Consider the following 19035-nt stretch of genomic DNA (forward strand, 5'->3'; position numbering starts at 1 on the left):
ACCGCCCTTAGGCCAAACCGTGCGACCGCTTGGCCGCTACGAGCGTATTTTGCATCAGCATGGTAATCGTCATTGGACCTACACCGCCGGGAACAGGGGTAATCGGACCAGATACTTGCTTCACGCTCTCAAAATCAACGTCACCCGCCAGTTTTCCGCTCTCCAGACGATTCATGCCTACATCAATGACTACCGCTCCAGGCTTCACGAACGAAGCATCAATAAAGTTGGCTTTTCCGATGGCAACCACCAAAATATCCGCTTGCCGACTTAACTCGGCGATATTCGCCGTACGAGAGTGACACATGGTCACCGTAGCATTTTCGCGCTGCAACAACAGCGATACCGGCTTGCCCACGATATTACTTCGACCAATGACCACCGCATGCTTACCCGCAATTTCTACCCCCGCACGCTTGATCAACTCAATGACTCCAGCAGGAGTACAAGGCAGGAGGCTATCATCACCGATGACCAGATTCCCCACGTTTACCGGATGGAATCCATCCACATCCTTCTCGACTGCAATGGCGTCAATGATTGCTTTTTCATGAATGTGCTTTGGCAACGGAAGCTGTACCAGAATCCCGTGAATATTACTTTGGTGATTCAGCTTGTCCACCAACTCCAGCAATGCTTCCTGTGAAGTATCCGCTGCCAACCGATGTACCTCGGAATAATAACCGAGATCATGACATGCCTTTTCCTTGTTTCTAACATACACCTGAGAAGCAGGATCTTCACCTACCAGTACGACAGCCAGTCCAGGCTGAAAGTTGTGCTCCTTCAGACGGATGACTTCCTGCTGAATGCTTGCGCGAATATCCTTAGAGATTTGTTTGCCATCAATGATCAGTGCTGACATATTAACCACTCTCCAACCTGAGTAAAATAATCTCAACTTAAAACTGTGCTTTCAGTTGCTCCAGCTCTTGTATAATCCGTCCCAGAACACCGTTGACAAATTTACCCGACTCCTCGGTGCCAAAATGCTTGGACAATTCAATCGCTTCATTGACTGCAACTTTAGCTGGAACATCCTCACGGAAAATCATTTCATATGCCGCCAGTCTCAAAATTTGGCGATCCACGCGTGAAAGTCTGCTGATCTGCCAGCCTTTAAGATAATCCACCAGAAGTTTGTCAATCGCTTCCTTGTGTTCCCAGGTACCCCGTACATGCTCCAGTACGTAAGCCCTTAACACTGCTGCATTTTTGATGACTACTTCCGCTTCGTTATCCTCTGCCGCTTCCTGAAGCAACATATCTACTGCTGCTGCTGCATCCACTTCATTCATTTCCATATGGTACATGCTTTGTACCGCTATTTCCCTCGCCAGACGTCTTTTCATGCCCTGCCTCCTACGCTTGCCTGTATCTATTTTTTCATTTTAACCAATTCCACAAAAAAACCTGTGAACGCATCCTCCAAAACGTTGGGCGCAAAGAAGCTACAGCTCTATTTTGGAGAAAGCGTATCACAGGGTTCATTTAAAAGGACGCCAACGTTGCGACAGCCAGTCGCTCCATTCCTTCCAAGGGAGGAGGGAACCAAGCGCTGCGTCGCTACGTCTTCCTAGCGTATATCCGAAGAACACCATCAATGCAAAGAACAACATATTCCAAAAGCCTGCCCACAAATAAATAAACCCGAAAAAAATGCCGGCCGTAATCCCTGTGATCCGGCCCTTGTAACTTCCCCATATTTCTTTCCAGGGCATCAGGGAAAATCACCTCTATTCCACACGACTCTTAAAGCTTGGTGACTGAGAAACATTGGCGATGTACACAGATACATTGGACACAGGAATTCCCGTAATTTCTTCCACATGGTCGTGTACCCCCTTTTGTACTTCGGAGGTTAACACCGGAATAGAACTTTCCCCGTCCACAACCGCCCGAATCGTAATATCAAGTCCCGATTCCAGCACGCGAATACGTGCTTTCAAATCCTGTATCCCACGAAATCTGGAGGCCGCTTTGAGACACAGATTTTCGATAGTATCCACTGAAATCTGAATGTCACCGTACTCCGTTCGTTGATCTATAGAATGCTGTACCGTTTGGTTCCGGCGAATGGAGATATAGAAAACCCGGAGACTCAAAAGCAGCAGCACTCCAGCAATAATCAAGCTGGTAAACCACACAATCCGCTCATCCTGAATGCTTAAGGCATACGGAATGGCCCCGCTCAGGAGGAGGATGGCGAGAATGGAAATAATTCCGATACTTAAGCTGTACAAGAACAGCAGAAGTCTGTCCATAACTTTAGCCACGAAACGCACAGCCTCCTTAAATTAGAGTAAACCCTCGACCCTTAAGGGTCGGGGGTTTGTACAAAGTATCGCTCTATTTAACCCGTCCGGCGCCCAGAACTTCCGGCTCTTCTACTTTTTCGGCACTTTTGAATTGAACATCATGAATTTGCACGTTCACTTCAACAACGTTAAGACCTGTCATGGTTTCAATGGAACGCTTAACGTTCTGCTGAATAGCAGCAGCCACCTCGGGCAGACGGTTACCGTACTCGATAATGACGGAGACGTCTACAGCTGCTTCACGCTGTCCGACTTCCACTTTTACACCTTTGGACAAATTTTTGCGGCCCAGTAGTTCGGCAAACCCGCCTGCAAATCCGCCACTCATTCCCGCTACGCCCGGCACCTCAACGGTTGCCAGTCCGGCAATGACTTCAATAACCTCCGGGGCAATCTGAATCTCCCCAATTTCCGTACGCTCGAATTCAGTTGGCACTGTGCTCATACCTTCAACACCTTTCGGTCAAAATAAGTTTCACTTCAGCTTTGGATTTCAAAGCAGACATGCTCACTTATTATCCATACTATATCATTTGGCGTTCATTATGACAAACTAAGGAAATATACCGATTAAACTTCGTTTTCCTCCAAAAATTTAATATCAAAATCGCCCTTGACGAAGGTCGGATGCTCCAACAAACGTTGATGAAAAGAAATCGTTGTCGGTATGCCTTCAATAGCAAATTCGGACAGAGCCCGCTTCATTTTGGCAATCGCTTCCTGACGTGTAGGCGCCCACACAATCAATTTGGCGATCATGGAGTCATAATAAGGAGGAATGCTGTAGCCCGGATAAGCTGCGCTGTCTACGCGTACCCCAGGGCCGCCTGGAGGCAGATAAAATCCAATTTTACCCGGTGCAGGCATAAAATTGCGATCCGGGTCCTCGGCGTTAATACGGCACTCCATCGCCCATCCATTGATGGTGACTTCTTCCTGTGTGAAGGAAAGCGGATGCCCCTCAGCGACCAAAATCATTTCCTTAATCAAATCCACACCGGTAATCATCTCCGTTACGGGATGTTCTACCTGAATACGTGTGTTCATTTCCATAAAATAAAATTGATTATCCGGTCCAAGCAAAAATTCCAGCGTTCCCGCACCGGAATATTGTACAGCCAAAGCCGCACGAACGGCTGCCTGACCCATTTCTTCACGCACATCCTGCGAAAGTACAGGACACGGCGCTTCCTCCAGCAGCTTCTGGCGACGGCGCTGCACAGAGCAGTCCCGTTCACCCAGATGCGCAACATTGCCGTGCTTGTCCGCTATGATCTGAATCTCCACGTGCTTCATACCGGTCAAATATTTTTCCAGATACACACCCGCGTTACCAAACGCTTTTTGCGCTTCCTGCTGGGCGGTAGTAATTTGTTGAATAAGATTATCCTCATTCTCGGCGATACGGATACCTTTACCGCCGCCACCTGCTGTGGCCTTGATGATCACCGGATAGCCAATATCGCGAGCAATGGTAATGGCATCCTGCAAATCCTCCACCAGCCCGTCCGAACCCGGAATGACCGGAACCCCGGCATCCTTCATCGTCTGCTTGGCGACAGCCTTATCCCCCATTTTGTTAATCGCTTCTGGAGAAGGACCAATAAACGTAATATTGCAAGATTCGCAAATTTCAGCGAAGTCGGCGTTTTCAGCCAAAAATCCGTAACCTGGATGAATCGCATCACATTCAGTCAATGTCGCAACGCTCATCAGGTTCGTAAAATTCAGGTAGCTTTCCTTGGACAGCTTCGGTCCGATACAGTAAGCCTCATCTGCGAGACGCACATGTAACGAATCCTTGTCGGCTTCCGAATATACGGCAACCGTCGAAATATTCATTTCGCGGCAAGCGCGAATGATACGAACCGCAATTTCTCCACGATTCGCAATCAATACTTTTTGAAATGTCATGACTTTATCCTCCCTGGGAGCAGCCTGGCTGAACCCTCAAAACAGAGGGTACAAGCGAGCGTCTTACTCCGGTTTCACAAGGAACAATGGCTGGCCATACTCGACCAACTGTCCGTTTTCGGCCAAAATTTCCACAATTTCGCCCTTCACTTCAGCTTCCAGCTCGTTCATCAGCTTCATCGCCTCAATAATACACACCGTTGTTTTCTCGCCTACTTTACTGCCGATACTCACATACGGAGCCGTATCCGGGGTTGAAGAACTATAGAAAGTGCCTACCATCGGAGATACGATTTTATGTAGATTGCTTGCATATTCCTTAGTCTCCCCAACAGATGTATGTCCTGCATCGGACTGTGCTTGTGGATTCGGAATAGCAGCTTGTGGTGCCATCGTATAAGCAGGTGCTGCCACAGGTGCCTGTACCGTAACGATCTCGCTTTTACCCGGTTTACGGATCAACAGGCGAGTTCCTTCGTTTTCAATTTCAAGCTCATGTACAGACGTTTCATCCACCAGCTTGATCAATTCCTTAATCTCGCTTAATTTGAACATCTCTATTAATCACTCCTTCAGCATTTTGCCGGTTGCTGATAACATTGTTGAAACAGCTTTATGTATTATATCACAATCATTAAAAATAGAAAGAGCCCGGAAATGTGCAGAAATCCGGGCTTTTTCTCGATTTTTGTCTTATTGTGTAACATACTGGACGCTGATCTTGTCCTGTGTTACGTTCAGTTCTTTCATGACCTTATCGACGATCGTTACCGCTTGTTTGGCATCCAGTTTTTCACTCAGAACTACTACCTTGTATTTATCAGCATCTTCCTCACGAACAACTGCATTGGCAAACTGCTGCTGAAGCTCTTCCTCAATTCCGGTGATTTTCGCCTGTTTGTCTTCCAACACATGTAATTCCTTTTGTGCTTCTGCGGCTTTCTTGGCAGTGCTATCGTTCATTGCAGTCGTCAGCTCATCATTCTTCTTTTGATTTGCCACATCCCGCTCCAGCAAGTAGTTGTCGATAACAGCAGCGGCCGTTGGCTTCGCGGCTTGTTCCGTTGCCACCTGATCGAGCACCTGCTGATCAGTTTTCGCAGTGGATGCTGCTTTGTCGTCACTTTTTGCCGCAGTATCCGGCGCGGTAGCAGCAGTATTTTGATCCGATTTAGCAGACTCAGTAGCCTGGGCAGCGGCCGTATCTTTATTTTCGCCTGTAATAGATTCGGTAGCAGGATCCGTTGCGGCAGCCGTGTCCGTCTTCGTGGAAGAGGAAGTTCCTTCTCCGGTTACTTCTCCATTGGTCACCACTTCATTCACTTTCAGCTCGTTCAATTGCTCTTCTGCCTTGCCTGTCGCTTCCTGGGCGGTATCCTGCTTGACCTTGCTCACTTGTTCACTGTCCGCCACAGGCGGGTTAGCCGGGCTGGAGTCCTCCGTAAACAGATAGTACGCAGACAGCACGACCATTAAACTCAGCATGGACACCAGCCAAACGGTTTGTCTTTTATTATTCATGTTCCGTCCTCCAATATCATTAAATTAGGATTTTCATTTATCCCTGCTTATGATTTCAATTATCCCTGCTTGCGCGGGACGACTGAAATTTTATAGGAAGGCACATTAAGCCCCTTCTGTACGGCATCCACAATCAACTGCTTCACGGTGGGGTTTTCTGCTCCCATCGCCACCACCAGCACTCCCCTCACCTGTGGCTTTACTTTTTTTGTAACAATTGGGGTGTGTTGACCTCCTGACGATTCATAGGTGACAATCTCTCCATCGCGTGTATATTGAGTGGTATGTCGCTGACCGCCATTGGCATCCGTCTCGTTATTTTCTTCCTGCATATCCTTTACATTACGCTGAACGATGACTTCCTCGGTGGAGTCAACTGTAACCATGACATCGACCGTTCCTACACCAACAATCTGCTCCAGCATCTGCTTCATATTATCTTCGAACACCTTCTCAATTCCGGCAAAGGAACTTTCCTCACCCGCCGTTGTCTGAAGTGCGGGTTCATTTTTCATCACGCCAGGCGGCTCCCGCCCCACGTTTTCCGGGTCCACCTTTTTCACATTGACAAACGAGTTAAAAAGCATGATCGCGACCCCGATTAGACCGAGAATAAGCAGCCAGCGAAATGAATTGAACCTTTTGGGTCCGTCTGCCCCCCCCCCATCCATTGCTCCAGCTTTTTCATCCATTTGCCCATTTCTGCTCACCTCCTGTTACCATTCATGTGTACCGTCCTGCGAAGAAAGAACCTGAACATTTTTGCTGTCGATCCCCCATTTTTCGTACAACAGTCCCGTAATTAAGCCGAAAGCTTGTGTATCTGCTGTCTTTCCACCATCAGAGCCCTCCGCATGGTTGTTGGCACCCTCTAACGTTCCCTTCTCTTGGTCCGATGCTTTTACAGGTGTTGGCTCTATGCGGATATTTACTGCTTTTTCAGCGACAGGCTCTACCATAATCGGCTTGGAGTCCGAATCTGGCGGGACATTCATGTTTTTCTCCTTTCGCCCAGACTGCTGCTCCGCCAACTTAACCACAACCGACTGAATCCCCGTTCCAGCCTCCAGATCGGACACTCCCTGCTTCATCTGAGCAAGCGTAACCTGAACCGATTGAATCGCTAACCCGGTACTTTGCTCCAGCTGTCCCTTGATTTCCTTGGCGACCTCTTGGCCAGCCCATTGCATGGAGCTTTGCTCCTGTCGCTGCTTCAACTTGTTGCCTTTTGCCAATATTTCCTCCAATGTCGGTTCGCCCTTGCCAGTCTCTGCCTGACGTTGAAGATCAAACGCGCGTCCCAGAAGCTCGGAAGGACTGGTACTCAGCAAACGCACGACCGGAGAAAGTAGCGTCAGTAGAATAAGCAGGCTGAGTACGAGCTTGACATACCTTTCCATGGAACGGCTTGGCAAGATCATATCGATAAAAGAAGCCAGCAGCACAATCAGCACCAGTTCCTTAAGCCAGCCTCCCAGCCAGGTCACGTCACTCCCCTCCCCCTGTTTGATTTTCGATCATTCACTCACCTCATCATGACCGTCATATTGCCTGCCGCGAGCATGACCGTAATCGCAAGGAAGGACATTAAACCCACTGCCGCCAGCGCTGCGAAGACATATATCATGCTTTTACCGATTGCGTCCAGGCATTCCACAATAGGCGTATCTCCCAAAGGCTGCATAATCGCTGCTGTGACTTTATAGATCAGGGCCAGCGTTAGAATCTTGAGGGCAGGAAAGGCGCAGAGGAACAGAATAATGATGACTCCCACCAGACCAATGGCATTTTTCACGAGCAACGAAGCCGAAATGACCGTATCTGTCGCATCTGCCAGCGCCTTGCCAACCACCGGAACAAAACTGCCTGTAATATACTTGGCCGTGCGGATCGTTAATCCGTCAGTTACAGACGATGTCAAGCCCTGTACGGAAATGACACCCAGAAAAATGGTCAACAGCACCCCCAGCACCCCCACTCCGGCGTTACGCAGCAGATCGGCTAACTGGGTCAGCTTGTATTTGCCTGTCAGTGAGTTGACCAGATACAACACCGCCGAGAAGAACAGTAGCGGGAACACCAGCGTATGAATGACCGTCCCAACCGTATTGATCATAAATACAATCAGCGGGTGGGTGACCGAAACCGTTACGACGTTGCCCATCGAAGCCAACATGGTAAACAGCAGGGGCAGCATCGCCATCATAAACTGAATCATGCTGTCAATGGCTTCCTTTGCATAACCGATCGCTACACTAAAGCTGTTAATCGCCAGGATGATAATGACCATGTAGACAATAGCGTAGGCGACTTTGCTGACCTGATTACTTTCGAAAGCACTTTGCAGAGTTTCCAGCACCATACTCATAATGCTGAGCATGACAATGGTGACGAGCAGCTTGGCATTAACCCGAATTTCGTGGATGAAAAAGTCAGCTATGGCGCTCAATACACCTTTAATACTGAATCCTTCACCGCCCGGAAGCAGCATGTCCATGAAGGAAGGCGTTTTCTGATCAGGGAAAAATCCGCCATATTGCTGCATCAGCCCGTCCCAATAATGCTCTACCTCATCTTTGGGCATCTGCTCCGCCTGTTGTCTGATATATTCATTCGTAGGTGTATCTGCAAAGATAACCGCAGCCGAGGCACACCAGAGGCATAATAGCAAAATGACCACCACTTTGAGATTCGGCATGCCCTCCAGCCTTTTCATGGCATCACCCCCTCAGGCGGGCATCAGCTTCAGAATCGTGTCAATAATTATGCTGATAACCGGGATGGCCAGCACCATAATAAGCACCTTTCCTGTAAGCTCGATTTTGGAGGCAATCCCGTCTTGTCCCGCATCCCGAACCACCTGCGCTCCAAATTCGGCAATATAAGCGATACCGATAATTTTCAGAACGGTTTTAAAATAAATCATATCCATGCCCGATGACCTTGCCAGACGCTCCAGCACAGCAACCACGGACCCAATCTTGCCAATCAACAGTAAAAAAATGACGATTCCCGCGGCTGTCGCAATCAGAAAAGCAAACATCGGCTTCTGTTCCTTAATGACCAAAATAAGAACTGTGGCAATCAGGGCGAAGCCGACTACCTGAATGATTTCCATGTGTCCACCTACTGAAAAAGAAAGATAGATTTGATCTCTTGCAGAAGGTTATCCAGCATTCGTACCACCATGAACAGCACTACAACAAAGCCGATGACCGTTACCCAGTGGGCCATGTCTTCTTTGCCCATTTGCTTGAGTACGGTATGAATCATGGCGATAATAATGCCAATTCCGGCAATCTGAAAAATAGCGTTCACTTCTAAATTCATTCGAGCACCCCGCTAATAGATCAAAATGACGATCAATGCTCCGATCAGCAGTCCCAGGCTTCTGCTCATGCGCTCGTATCTCACCTGATCCGCCTGCGCCTGCGCTTCCTCATGGGATAGCTGCTGGATGGTTAGCGCAATGTGCTTGATCTGGTCTTCACGGTCGCTGGTTCCGAGACTGTAAGCAAGTTGCCGCATCGCTTCCTTCTCGGCCTGCTGCATACTGGAGCGGCTCCACGAGGCTTCAATCGCTTTATGCAGGCTTTCTCTGGCGGTCAGCCCAAAGGAGGGGTGCATCCAGTGTGAGGCTTGCTTGAACAAAGTTCGCAGCGGCTCCCGCAACGGCTCTCCCGTCTTGGCAAAAGCATCCGGCAGTGGGGACACCCCATAGGAAACCTCAGTGGTCAGCCTTTGCAGCGCGAGAATCAGCTCTCTGATCTGCCGCGGCCTCAGCGCAAACTGCCTTGCCCGCTGCCAGCCAGCCAGCGTAGCGGCGAGTATAACCAACGCGGCACCCAGCAGCTTAAGCATAGGATATGCCTCCGTTCTGCCCTTCCCCAGACAGTGTCAGCCTGCGCTGTTTGGCGTCTGCCAGCCGGAAGGAGACGCCCCGGCTCGTCCGCTCCAGCATGACGTAGAGCTGAAACAGCTCCTGTCCTGTAGTCAATCCGGCAAAAGCAGGCCGGGTCGCCATTTCAGCCACATCACGTCCATGTGCGGAAGCAATGACTGCGATCCCCGCATGAAGCGCTTCACGCACCGCTTCGGCATCCTCAGGTCGGCCGATTTCATCGACGATCAGCACATCTGGCGACATGGAACGAATCATCATCATCATGCCTTCTGCTTTCGGACATCCATCCAAAACGTCGGTTCGAGGTCCAACATCAAAACCGGGAATGCCCTTGTGACTGCCGGCAATCTCCGAACGTTCATCTATAATGCCTACCTTGAGCCCGCTTCGACGCCCCCCATTGCTTTCCAGCCCCCCGTAGCTTAGTTGCCGGGCCAAGTCCCTAAGAATTGTTGTTTTGCCATGCTGAGGCGGGGACAAGATGAGGGTATGAAGGATTTTACCGGACTTTCGATCCGCTACATAAGGCAATATGCGATCAGCTATACCGGGAATCGCCCGGGCAATTCTTACATTAAAGCTGCTTATATCCCTCAAATGCTCCACTCGCCCCCTGCTAAGCACCGTTCTCCCCGCCAATCCGATCCGGTGACCCCCGGGAATGGTAATAAACCCTTTGCGAAGCTCCTCCTCCATGGTGTACAGGGAATGATTGCTGATAAAATCCAGCAAACGGTGGGCATCCTCCCGGTCCGGCTTATAGGCTTCCATATGGTTCAAAGTCAGCCGCCCGGCGGACGTTACAAAATGATGTTCACCATTCGTATTAATTTCCAGCGGCCTTCCTTCCCGGACCCGAATTTCCTCCAGTTGCTTGAATACCGTTTCCGGAAGCTTTCCGAGTATACCGTGCAACGGTTCGGGAAATAACTCCAGCCATTCCATACCGATGCCGCCCCCTCACAGTTGTCCTTTTTCTTTAAGACAAGTCTATGGCCGACTCTCGCTTTTTATGCCGAAAATATATCGAAAACCTAGTCATTGATTTCAAAGCTCCTATCCGCCTTTAACAAACATATTCCCCGCCACCTAAAGCTCCTTCATGGAATCTGCAAAAATCAAAAAAGGCACCCCGAAGCCTTGACGGCTAAGGGATACCCTGGAATAAAAACAATAGATTCACAATAAAAGAGGCTGCCCTTCAGCCCATCACTCGCTGAAAAAACAACCTCTTAACCTACCGCTATATTCTATGATTATAAAACTATGAATTTAGGAGGCGCAATATTCCCATTCAATTACCGACGGTCCTGCGGCCCACCTACAAATGCTTGCTCCTCAGTATCCAGATTGTACGCTGTATGCAGCGCCTGAATAACCCCATGGAGTTTGCCAGCCTCGATCACACACGATACCTTGATTTCAGATGTGCTTACCATTTTAATGCTCACGCCTTGTTCTGCCAACACAGCAAACATTTGCGCTGCAACGCCTGGATGGCTGACCATACCTGCACCTACGATGGATACTTTGACGAGGTTTTCTTCAGACGTCACTTCACGGTATGGAAGCTCTGTGCGAATGCCTTCCAACGTCTTCAAAGCTGCTTCGCGATCCGTTAGAGCCACTGTAAAGGAAAAGTCTGCTTTGCCAGCCTCAACACCGCTTTGCACAATAATGTCTACATCAATTTTGGCTCCCGCCAGCGTTCCGAATACTTTCGCCAGTACACCAGGAGTATCGACTACGCCCAAAATACTGATTCTTGCTACATTTTTATCATATGCAATTCCACTGACTACTACGCCCTGCTCCATTACTGCATCCTCCTTTACGACCGTTCCTTCATTATGGTTAAAACTGGACCGCACAATCAGCGGTACCCGGTTATGTTTCGCATATTCTACCGCACGTGGATGCAACACTGCCGCACCCAGATTGGCTAATTCCAACATTTCATCATAGGAAATTTCTTTAAGCTTACGGGCAACCTTCACGATCCGTGGATCTGTAGAATATATGCCATCCACATCCGTGTAAATTTCGCAAGCATCCGCCTGGATCGCCGCCGCCAGCGCAACCGCCGTTGTGTCAGAACCACCACGTCCCAGCGTCGTAATATCTCCTTCAGCAGACATCCCCTGGAAACCCGCAACCACGACAATTTTATTACTGCTTAGTGCATCCAGTACCCGCTGAGGTTGGATGTCCGTAATTCTCGCCCGACCGTGCTCGGATTCGGTACGGAAACCAGCCTGCCATCCCGTAAACGATACCGCCTCATGTCCCAACTGCTGAATAGCCATCGACAACAATGCAATCGAAATTTGCTCGCCAGTCGTCATCAGCATATCCAACTCACGTGCAGGCAACTGCTCATTCAGCAATTTGGCCTGGTCGATCAGTTCGTCTGTTGTGTCCCCCATCGCAGAAACAACAACTACACATTGATGCCCTTCACTCTGTTTCTCAACAACGCGTTTTGCCACGCGTTTCATGCGCTCCGTATCACCGACGGAACTGCCTCCGAATTTCATGACATACAAAGACAACGATATTCACTCCCTCAGACTCAACAGTATGTAACCTTGAGATGGCACAACCGACTTTGAACGTGACATCCTACGGCATAACTTTAGTACAGTATAATACGAAAGTGCTATGCGGAGCCAATGTTTTTTAATAACAGTTGTTCATAACAAATAATCCTCTGTCCTTGACAAGGACAGAGGATATAAAGAAGCTAGACCATTTTATGCGCGGGAAATATATTTACCATCGCGTGTATCAATCAGCAGTACATCATCCTGGTTGATGAACAAAGGAACCTGAACGTTCAGTCCTGTTTCAACTTTAGCATTTTTGGTAGCACCTGTAGCCGTGTTGCCTTTAATGCCCGGCTCCGTGTCAATAACCTTCAGCTCTACGCTGTTAGGCAGGTTAATCCCGAGAATTTCACCATTATAGCTAATGATGTTTACATTCATGTTTTCTTGCAGGAAGTTAAGTTCCCATTTCAGTTGATCACTGGAAAGGTTGAATTGATCGTATGTTTCGTTGTCCATGAATGTATGCTCGTCTGCGCTCGCATAGAGGTAAGACACACCACGGTTTTCAATTTGCGCGCGGCCAATCGTTTCACCCGCACGGAATGTACGTTCAACCGTGTTGCCGTTACGCAGGTTTTTCAGCTTGGAGCGCACGAATGCCGCACCTTTACCTGGTTTTACGTGTTGGAAGTCCAGCACTGTAAAAATATCTCCGTCTACCTCGACGGTCAAGCCTGTTTTGAAATCATTAACGTTAATCACTAAAATACCCCTCCTACAGGACTGTTATCGTTATTAAACGACTGTAAATTCTTTGCTTGAATGTGTTAATACCTTGATGCCGCTATCTGTAATAACGATATCATCCTCGATCCGTACGCCGCCCAATCCAGGTACATAAATACCTGGTTCAACCGTTACAACCATGCCAGGCTCCAAAATATCATCGCTTGCCTTCGACAGACGCGTGGATTCATGGACTTCCAGACCCAAACCATGACCTGTGCTGTGTCCGAAATTGTCTCCATAGCCATGGCTTGCAATAATATCCCGTGTCAGCGCATCCGCTTCTCGGCCCGTCATGCCCGGCTTAATATGTTCCAGCGCGTGAAGCTGCGCCTTGAGCACAATATCGTAGATCTCACGTAGCTGCGGCGACAAATCCCCTTGCGTAGCTACTGTACGTGTCACATCGGAGCAATAGCCATCCAGCAACGCACCGAAATCAAACGTAATCAGTTCGCCCGCTTGTACCAACTTGGAGCTAGCTACACCGTGAGGCAGTGCCGAACGAACCCCGGATGCCACAATCGTGTCAAAGGAGGAAGACGTAGCTCCCTGCTTGCGCATGAAGAATTCCATTTCCAGATCCAGCTCACGCTCGCTGACACCCGGTTTGATGTAAGGCAAAATGTGTGCAAATGTAGCATCTGCCAAATCCGCCGCCCGCTGCATCACTTCCAGCTCTTCCGCATCCTTGTACACCCGTAGCTTTTCTACAATTCCCGATACCGGAATCAATGTAACAGGGGACAAATCTTCACTGTAAGCTTTATGCGTCGCAACAGATACATGGTCCTGCTCGAAGCCTGTTTCACCGATCTGATGGGAGGACAGCAACTCTTTCACCGTTTCCATGACCTGCGCAGCATGTTGTACCACCGTGAAGCCTTCCGCTTGTTCGGCAGCCTGCGTCATATAACGAAAGTCGGTCAGCAGATAGCTGTGAGATTCCGTAATCAGCACATAACCCGCCGAACCGGTGAAGCCTGTCAAATATCGGCGGTTGACAGGGCTTGTAATCAATATAGCCCGCAGATCATGCTCGCCCAGCGCCTGCCGCAGCTTTAACACCCGGTCATTCTTCATCTTTCATCCCGCTCCCCTCTGTCAAATAACCAAATGCTATTTTAACACAGGCGATAGCCGCTTGAGAAGTTTTTGTTGTGCTCAGTCCCCAGCTTTCTTAGGCTCGCGCTTTCTCTCATCCGTATACTCAACAGCAACGGTGTATCCGATAAATAGCCCCCACAGTATAAACACACAAATTTCCGTATATATGGAATCCCAGGTCAAACGATGGAGCGGATTCATCATCCCGAGCTTGGGACCTGTCAACACGAATAAAATAACCCACCAGACCAGACCGTAAACGATGCCAGGCAAAGGCCCCTTATATCTACGAAACATCAATGTGTACACCAGTGATGCTACAACTGATAATGCGATAAAAAACAGTAGACCCACCAGATGTCCCGCCGTCGTTTTCATGAACGAATGCTTGAAAAAGGGCTCTGCCAAAAACCCCGGTGCAACTACGGTAAAATGCAATGTATAAAACAGCCAGCGCAGCAATCCCCAGAGCAAGCCCGCGAAAAAACCCAGTTCGAGTGCAAAAGGAATAAGTGGCGTATGTATTTTGCCTGACTGCTGCCTGCCTCTACGGCTGTTATTATTATTATTATGGTCGCGTTGATCCTGTGATTCGCGAGTCTGTTCCTGATCATGGCCTGCCTTGGGTATGGAGTAGGCTTCACTCATGTTGTTTGATCCCCTTTCAAGATGCAAAACTTTTTCCATGCTAAAAGGATGACTTTTATTGGCGCATGAAGAAGGCTGCATTTCCGATGGATTCGTGCATCATTTTGCTGGTAGTATGCTCCGATGGGGGTTAGTTTAACACTGAACTTGATGAGTGGTTTTTACATATGGGGAAGTGCTGCTGGGGTGGTGACTCATTATGTGTGCATATGTGTCCGCTACGAGAACGGATCATTCTTCCGATCGCTGTTGCCTCCAGATTTCTGATTTATACCCTCAAGGGTAGAAATCCGGAGGCAAAGGCGAACGCTATCGCTTCTTCAGAACGATTCCGTTCTCTCCGCTGCTTTATGTGGTTAAGCCAACTTTTGTGCTTTTCAACACCCGCAACGAGCATTGGAAAAGGAACATATTTACATTTATTGTTCAACCACTCAAAAGCTCTGAGTCTAAAAATTCACATCACTTGTTGCGTTAAAAAGGTTAATTACGCAGACCAAGCATTGATACCATATTTAAATACATCACTTGTTAAGGTTAAAGCCAGTAAAATCAGACTTTTAGCATTTGAAGTCCAACTTCCCCTCCCCCAACCAAGGCAAATCGAGAGGTGGGTAGTAGCGGAAAGCTCGGAATCATCCTGAAGAAGCGGTAGCGTTCGCCTTTATCCTCGGATTTTTACCCCTACATCTTTTATCTAATCTAAAAATCCGAGGATAACAGCGATCGGAAGATGATCCGAGCTTGAAGCGGCCTAAATACAGCCTCTCATGTTCCCCCAACTAGATATTCCCTTCCAAATTCGATACAATATACAAAAAAGCACGTGTAAAGAGAGGTGAGACGGTTGTCACAAGCATCCAAGCCTGTAAGCTACGGTGGTCAGGCAGTCATTGAAGGTGTCATGTTCGGCGGCAAGCGTGTCAATGTCACGGCAGTTCGCCGCAAGACTGGCGAAATCACATATTTGGAAGTACCGCGCAAGGAGCAATCCTGGGTGTCCAAATTTCGCAGAATCCCGTTGTTGCGGGGGATTGTAAGCATCATCGACTCCAGCGCCAAGGGTACGAAGCATTTGAACTATTCAGCCGATGCGTATGCCGATGATGAAGTGGACCCGGAAGAACGCGCTGAACAAAAGAAAAAAGAAGAATCTCGCTGGAGCCTGAGTATGATGATCGGCGTGGCGGCGGTCGGCATTTTATCCTTCCTGTTTGGCAAAATTGTGTTGACCCTCGTTCCGGTTATGGTGGAAGATTTCCTGTTCGGGAATTTATTTCACAACCAGATTCTGCATAACCTCGCGGAAGGGGCGATTAAGCTGATTCTGCTATTGGGTTATTTATGGGGCATTTCCCAAACTCCGTTGATTAAGCGACTGTTCCAATATCACGGAGCGGAACATAAGGTGATTACCGCATATGAAGCGGGTGAAGAACTAACTCCTGCTAATGTGCAAAAATACAGTCGTCTGCATTACCGTTGCGGTAGCAGCTTTATCATGCTCACGGTGATCATCGGGGTACTCGTATATTCCCTGTTTACGTATGATAATCTGTGGGAGCGTATGGGACAGCGGCTTTTGCTGCTTCCAATCGTGCTGGGGCTTTCCTTTGAATTTCTCAAGCTGACCAATGCCCTGCGGGAGATCCCGGTACTCCGTTATTTGGGATACCCCGGCCTGTGGCTGCAACTACTTACCACCAAAGAACCGACCGATGATCAAGTAGAGGTATCCATTGCTTCATTCAAGCGTATGCTGGAATTGGATGCCGAGTTGGAAAATGCACCTGTAAAGGAGACCTTTAACAGCTCGGTCCTTGATCCTGTGAAAGGATGAGTGAAAGATGAACAGACATGCGGTTATTTTCTGGCTTACCCTTGCCTTGGGCGCATATGGGATTGTGGATATGGTATGGAGAGGAAGCTGGGGCTTTCTTATGAGTTTATTAATTCCTGTCCTTGTTTTTTCAGTTATATTTCTGCTGTACAAATACCTGCCAGGACGACGCACCCGTACTCCCAAGATTAAACCCTCTGCACGCACTATGGCCAAAACAGCCAACACACGCAAGCAGCAGACTACAGGCAAGCGTAAAGCGTATCCTTTTCATGTTATTGAAGGTTCTAAGGGCAAAAACGAAGAAGAACAACCTAAGTATCATTAGTCGATCACACTCTAACATGATACACAAAGGAGCCATCACCCGCGTAATGAAAAATGACCGGGAAATGGCTCCTTTTTTAACCTCTTGATTCCAGCTCCAACTAGCAAGTAATTATTTCATGGCATACATCGTATCCTTCATTAATTGATACTTGTTATACTGCTGTTGGTAAGAAGCGATGCTCCATTTGTGGAAAAAAGCGTCTCCTGCCTGCACACCAGAATCATACAGCAAATTGCTCTGCTCAAGAGAAATATTGAACTGTGCTGTGCGAATACCTAGCGTCGGGATTTTAATCGTCCGATATCGGTTCTCCTGCTCAATATAACGCTCATCATGCGCTGATAGCATCGTATCAAAAATAGCTTGCAGCATCGTCAACGGCCCCCGTATATATGAAACCTTCGTTTCGGTTCCCGTTTTGCCCACCATCTGAAAGCCTACTGTTGGAATAGTTTTGGCCTTTCGTTCATTTACAGGCTCATCAAAAAGCCATAAAGGCAGATTACTTAACAATGCCCCATCGACAACAAACACAAATTGCTGTGAGAATTTTTTCCCTTTCGTGTGCAAAGGATCAAGTCTTAGCATAACGGGGTCGAAAAAATATGGGATGCTTGTGCTCATCCGAATGGCTTTGGCCACCTCCAGTGAAGAGGAGTTCATACCGAAACGTTTGATATCCTCAGGAAGCACCAATATGCGTCCGTTCGTTATGTCTGAAGCAATAATGCGCAGCTTGCCTGGAGGCAGATCCGCGAACGTACGCACTCCCTTGGCAAGCAACAACTCCCGCACCCAATGCTCCAGTGCTTCTCCGGAGTACAGCCCTTTTTTAAGAAAAATACGAGCTGCCGGTCCAACCCATTTGAGGTTAAACACCGGAGAACGCCGTAACAAGCTGACCAAGGGGGTTTTCTCGATCACGGCTTTCATTTCATCTGCTGAATATCCTGCCGCCAACAAAGCAGCTACAATAGCACCTGATGATGTACCCGCTACGCGGTTGAATACAATTCCATGCTCCTCCGCAGCCTTGACTGCACCCGCCAGCGATATACCCTTAACCCCTCCACCCTGGAACACAGCATTGATCAGCATAGATCAAAAAACCTCCGTTCTCTTGGGAGTAAGCAGTACTACTGCTTATGTATGAGAACGGAGGCTTATTTAGAACCTTATGATCCATTTTACATAATTATTGATAATAATTTTGAAGAAGCTGAATGAGTCCGTACGGATTTTTCCGTAAATGCTGGGCACTAAAATAAATGTCCCCTTTGATCTGGTTATAATTTTCGTTCAGCTTGAGTTGCTTAATCAGCTCTTCGGCAGATTGCCAGCCCTTTTCAGGGGTGCCAATTTTATAAGGAGAATGTCCGATGTACAGCTTAACATCTGAATTTTTGACCTCATTGGACCACCATGCCACAAGCTTGTCATAGCCAGCTGCCGGGAAACCGATACTCCAATAAATCTGTGGAGCTACATAATCAATCCAGCCTTTGTTAATCCAGGTCCGTACATCGGCAAATGTTGTATCATACGCTGTAACGCCTGCCTTCGTATCTGATCCGGTTAAGTCCTGAGACTTGTTGCGCCACACTCCAAAAGGACTAATACCAAACTGCACTTTGGACTTGCTTGCATGAATGCTTTTGCCCAGATCACGGACAAAGCTGTTCACATTATCTCTACGCCAGTCGCCCTTATTAGAAATATTGTTGGCGTTATACGCTTTAAAGGTCGCATCATCATCAAAAGTGCCGCTGTATGGATAAAAATAGTCATCCAAATGAACGCCGTCAATATCATATCCGTCCACAACCTCCATAATCGCATCAATAACATGCTGGCGAGCAGCAGGAATCCCCGGATTGATGTAGAGTTGACTGCCATTCTTAACGATCCAATCCGGATGCTGGTTAGCCACATGGTTTGCAGCTAAACCACTGGTCGTTCCTGTAGAATTGGCGCGGAAAGGGTTAAACCAGGCATGGAACTCCATCCCCCGCTTGTGCGATTCGCTAATCATAAATTTCATTGGATCATAGCCCGGATTTTTACCTTGGGTGTTCGTCAGGTACTTGCTCCATGGCACCAGATTGGAGTCGTCGTGT

The 19035-nt window shown here is 48.2% G+C and carries 22 protein-coding genes and 1 pseudogene; 2 read left to right on the top strand and 21 right to left on the bottom strand.

What is annotated here, in order from left to right:
• Positions 1 to 7: 7 nt before the first annotated feature.
• From folD to QD47_RS19295, 19 genes and pseudogenes are all read right to left on the bottom strand, one after another.
• Positions 8 to 865: a bifunctional methylenetetrahydrofolate dehydrogenase/methenyltetrahydrofolate cyclohydrolase FolD gene (folD, locus tag QD47_RS19205; protein WP_044647652.1), complete on the bottom strand. Its 858-nt coding sequence runs from the start codon at positions 863 to 865 to the stop codon at positions 8 to 10.
• A gap of 37 nt (positions 866 to 902) precedes the next feature.
• Positions 903 to 1352 (bottom strand): transcription antitermination factor NusB, encoded by a 450-nt coding sequence (gene nusB, locus QD47_RS19210; protein WP_044647653.1) that lies wholly within the window; start codon positions 1350 to 1352, stop codon positions 903 to 905.
• 135 nt (positions 1353 to 1487) lie between these two features.
• Positions 1488 to 1721 (bottom strand): DUF2273 domain-containing protein, encoded by a 234-nt coding sequence (locus QD47_RS19215; protein WP_044647654.1) that lies wholly within the window; start codon positions 1719 to 1721, stop codon positions 1488 to 1490.
• 15 nt (positions 1722 to 1736) lie between these two features.
• Positions 1737 to 2276 carry an alkaline shock response membrane anchor protein AmaP gene (gene amaP / locus QD47_RS19220; RefSeq protein WP_025683329.1) on the bottom strand — a complete coding sequence of 180 codons (540 nt, stop codon included), beginning with the start codon at positions 2274 to 2276 and terminating at the stop codon, positions 1737 to 1739.
• Between the two features lie 73 nt (positions 2277 to 2349).
• Complete coding sequence (locus QD47_RS19225; protein WP_014282228.1) at positions 2350 to 2763, bottom strand: Asp23/Gls24 family envelope stress response protein; 414 nt, start codon at positions 2761 to 2763, stop codon at positions 2350 to 2352.
• Positions 2764 to 2888: 125 nt separating this feature from the next.
• On the bottom strand, positions 2889 to 4232 hold the full coding sequence (gene accC / locus QD47_RS19230; protein WP_044647655.1) for an acetyl-CoA carboxylase biotin carboxylase subunit: 1344 nt from the start codon (positions 4230 to 4232) through the stop codon (positions 2889 to 2891).
• A gap of 63 nt (positions 4233 to 4295) precedes the next feature.
• Positions 4296 to 4787, bottom strand: coding sequence for an acetyl-CoA carboxylase biotin carboxyl carrier protein (gene accB, locus QD47_RS19235; protein WP_044647656.1), 492 nt, complete (start codon positions 4785 to 4787; stop codon positions 4296 to 4298).
• Positions 4788 to 4925: 138 nt separating this feature from the next.
• Positions 4926 to 5753: a SpoIIIAH-like family protein gene (locus QD47_RS19240; protein WP_044647657.1), complete on the bottom strand. Its 828-nt coding sequence runs from the start codon at positions 5751 to 5753 to the stop codon at positions 4926 to 4928.
• Positions 5754 to 5812: 59 nt separating this feature from the next.
• Positions 5813 to 6453 (bottom strand): annotated as a pseudogene (gene spoIIIAG / locus QD47_RS19245) (stage III sporulation protein AG).
• A 16-nt stretch (positions 6454 to 6469) separates the two neighbouring features.
• A complete protein-coding gene (gene spoIIIAF / locus QD47_RS19250) occupies positions 6470 to 7240 on the bottom strand; it encodes a stage III sporulation protein AF (protein ID WP_044647658.1) in 771 nt (256 codons plus the stop codon).
• 38 nt (positions 7241 to 7278) lie between these two features.
• Positions 7279 to 8469 (bottom strand): stage III sporulation protein AE, encoded by a 1191-nt coding sequence (gene spoIIIAE, locus QD47_RS19255; protein WP_044647659.1) that lies wholly within the window; start codon positions 8467 to 8469, stop codon positions 7279 to 7281.
• A 12-nt stretch (positions 8470 to 8481) separates the two neighbouring features.
• The gene (gene spoIIIAD, locus QD47_RS19260) at positions 8482 to 8871 is read right to left on the bottom strand and encodes a stage III sporulation protein AD (RefSeq protein WP_044647660.1); all 390 of its coding nucleotides are present in this window, start codon (positions 8869 to 8871) and stop codon (positions 8482 to 8484) included.
• An 8-nt stretch (positions 8872 to 8879) separates the two neighbouring features.
• Positions 8880 to 9083: a stage III sporulation protein AC gene (gene spoIIIAC / locus QD47_RS19265; RefSeq protein WP_010345636.1), complete on the bottom strand. Its 204-nt coding sequence runs from the start codon at positions 9081 to 9083 to the stop codon at positions 8880 to 8882.
• Between the two features lie 12 nt (positions 9084 to 9095).
• Entirely contained in the window at positions 9096 to 9614 is a 519-nt protein-coding gene (spoIIIAB, locus tag QD47_RS19270; protein ID WP_014282236.1) for a stage III sporulation protein SpoIIIAB, read from the bottom strand.
• Complete coding sequence (spoIIIAA, locus tag QD47_RS19275; RefSeq protein WP_044647661.1) at positions 9607 to 10602, bottom strand: stage III sporulation protein AA; 996 nt, start codon at positions 10600 to 10602, stop codon at positions 9607 to 9609. Before spoIIIAA ends, spoIIIAB begins: the two co-directional genes overlap by 8 nt.
• Positions 10603 to 10955: 353 nt before the next feature.
• Entirely contained in the window at positions 10956 to 12209 is a 1254-nt protein-coding gene (locus tag QD47_RS19280) for an aspartate kinase (RefSeq protein WP_044647662.1), read from the bottom strand.
• Positions 12210 to 12410: 201 nt separating this feature from the next.
• Positions 12411 to 12968 (bottom strand): elongation factor P, encoded by a 558-nt coding sequence (efp, locus tag QD47_RS19285; protein ID WP_044647663.1) that lies wholly within the window; start codon positions 12966 to 12968, stop codon positions 12411 to 12413.
• Between the two features lie 33 nt (positions 12969 to 13001).
• A complete protein-coding gene (locus QD47_RS19290) occupies positions 13002 to 14075 on the bottom strand; it encodes a M24 family metallopeptidase (RefSeq protein ID WP_044647664.1) in 1074 nt (357 codons plus the stop codon).
• Between the two features lie 81 nt (positions 14076 to 14156).
• Complete coding sequence (locus QD47_RS19295; RefSeq protein WP_044647665.1) at positions 14157 to 14747, bottom strand: YqhR family membrane protein; 591 nt, start codon at positions 14745 to 14747, stop codon at positions 14157 to 14159.
• Positions 14748 to 15594: 847 nt separating this feature from the next.
• Here QD47_RS19295 and QD47_RS19300 point away from each other — a divergent pair.
• Both QD47_RS19300 and QD47_RS19305 read left to right on the top strand, forming a co-directional pair.
• Complete coding sequence (locus QD47_RS19300) at positions 15595 to 16587, top strand: DUF1385 domain-containing protein (RefSeq protein WP_044647666.1); 993 nt, start codon at positions 15595 to 15597, stop codon at positions 16585 to 16587.
• A gap of 7 nt (positions 16588 to 16594) precedes the next feature.
• Complete coding sequence (locus QD47_RS19305; protein WP_044647667.1) at positions 16595 to 16915, top strand: hypothetical protein; 321 nt, start codon at positions 16595 to 16597, stop codon at positions 16913 to 16915.
• A 111-nt stretch (positions 16916 to 17026) separates the two neighbouring features.
• Here the strand turns inward: QD47_RS19305 and QD47_RS19310 are convergent, their stop codons facing one another.
• Together QD47_RS19310 and QD47_RS19315 are read right to left on the bottom strand one after the other, a co-directional pair.
• Positions 17027 to 18016: a patatin-like phospholipase family protein gene (locus tag QD47_RS19310; protein ID WP_044647668.1), complete on the bottom strand. Its 990-nt coding sequence runs from the start codon at positions 18014 to 18016 to the stop codon at positions 17027 to 17029.
• Positions 18017 to 18113: 97 nt separating this feature from the next.
• On the bottom strand, positions 18114 to 19035 hold a 922-nt coding region (locus QD47_RS19315), incomplete at its 5' end, for a glycoside hydrolase family 10 protein (RefSeq protein WP_044647672.1).

Origin of the sequence: Paenibacillus terrae (assembly GCF_000943545.1) — a bacterium.
Classification (GTDB): domain Bacteria; phylum Bacillota; class Bacilli; order Paenibacillales; family Paenibacillaceae; genus Paenibacillus; species Paenibacillus terrae_A.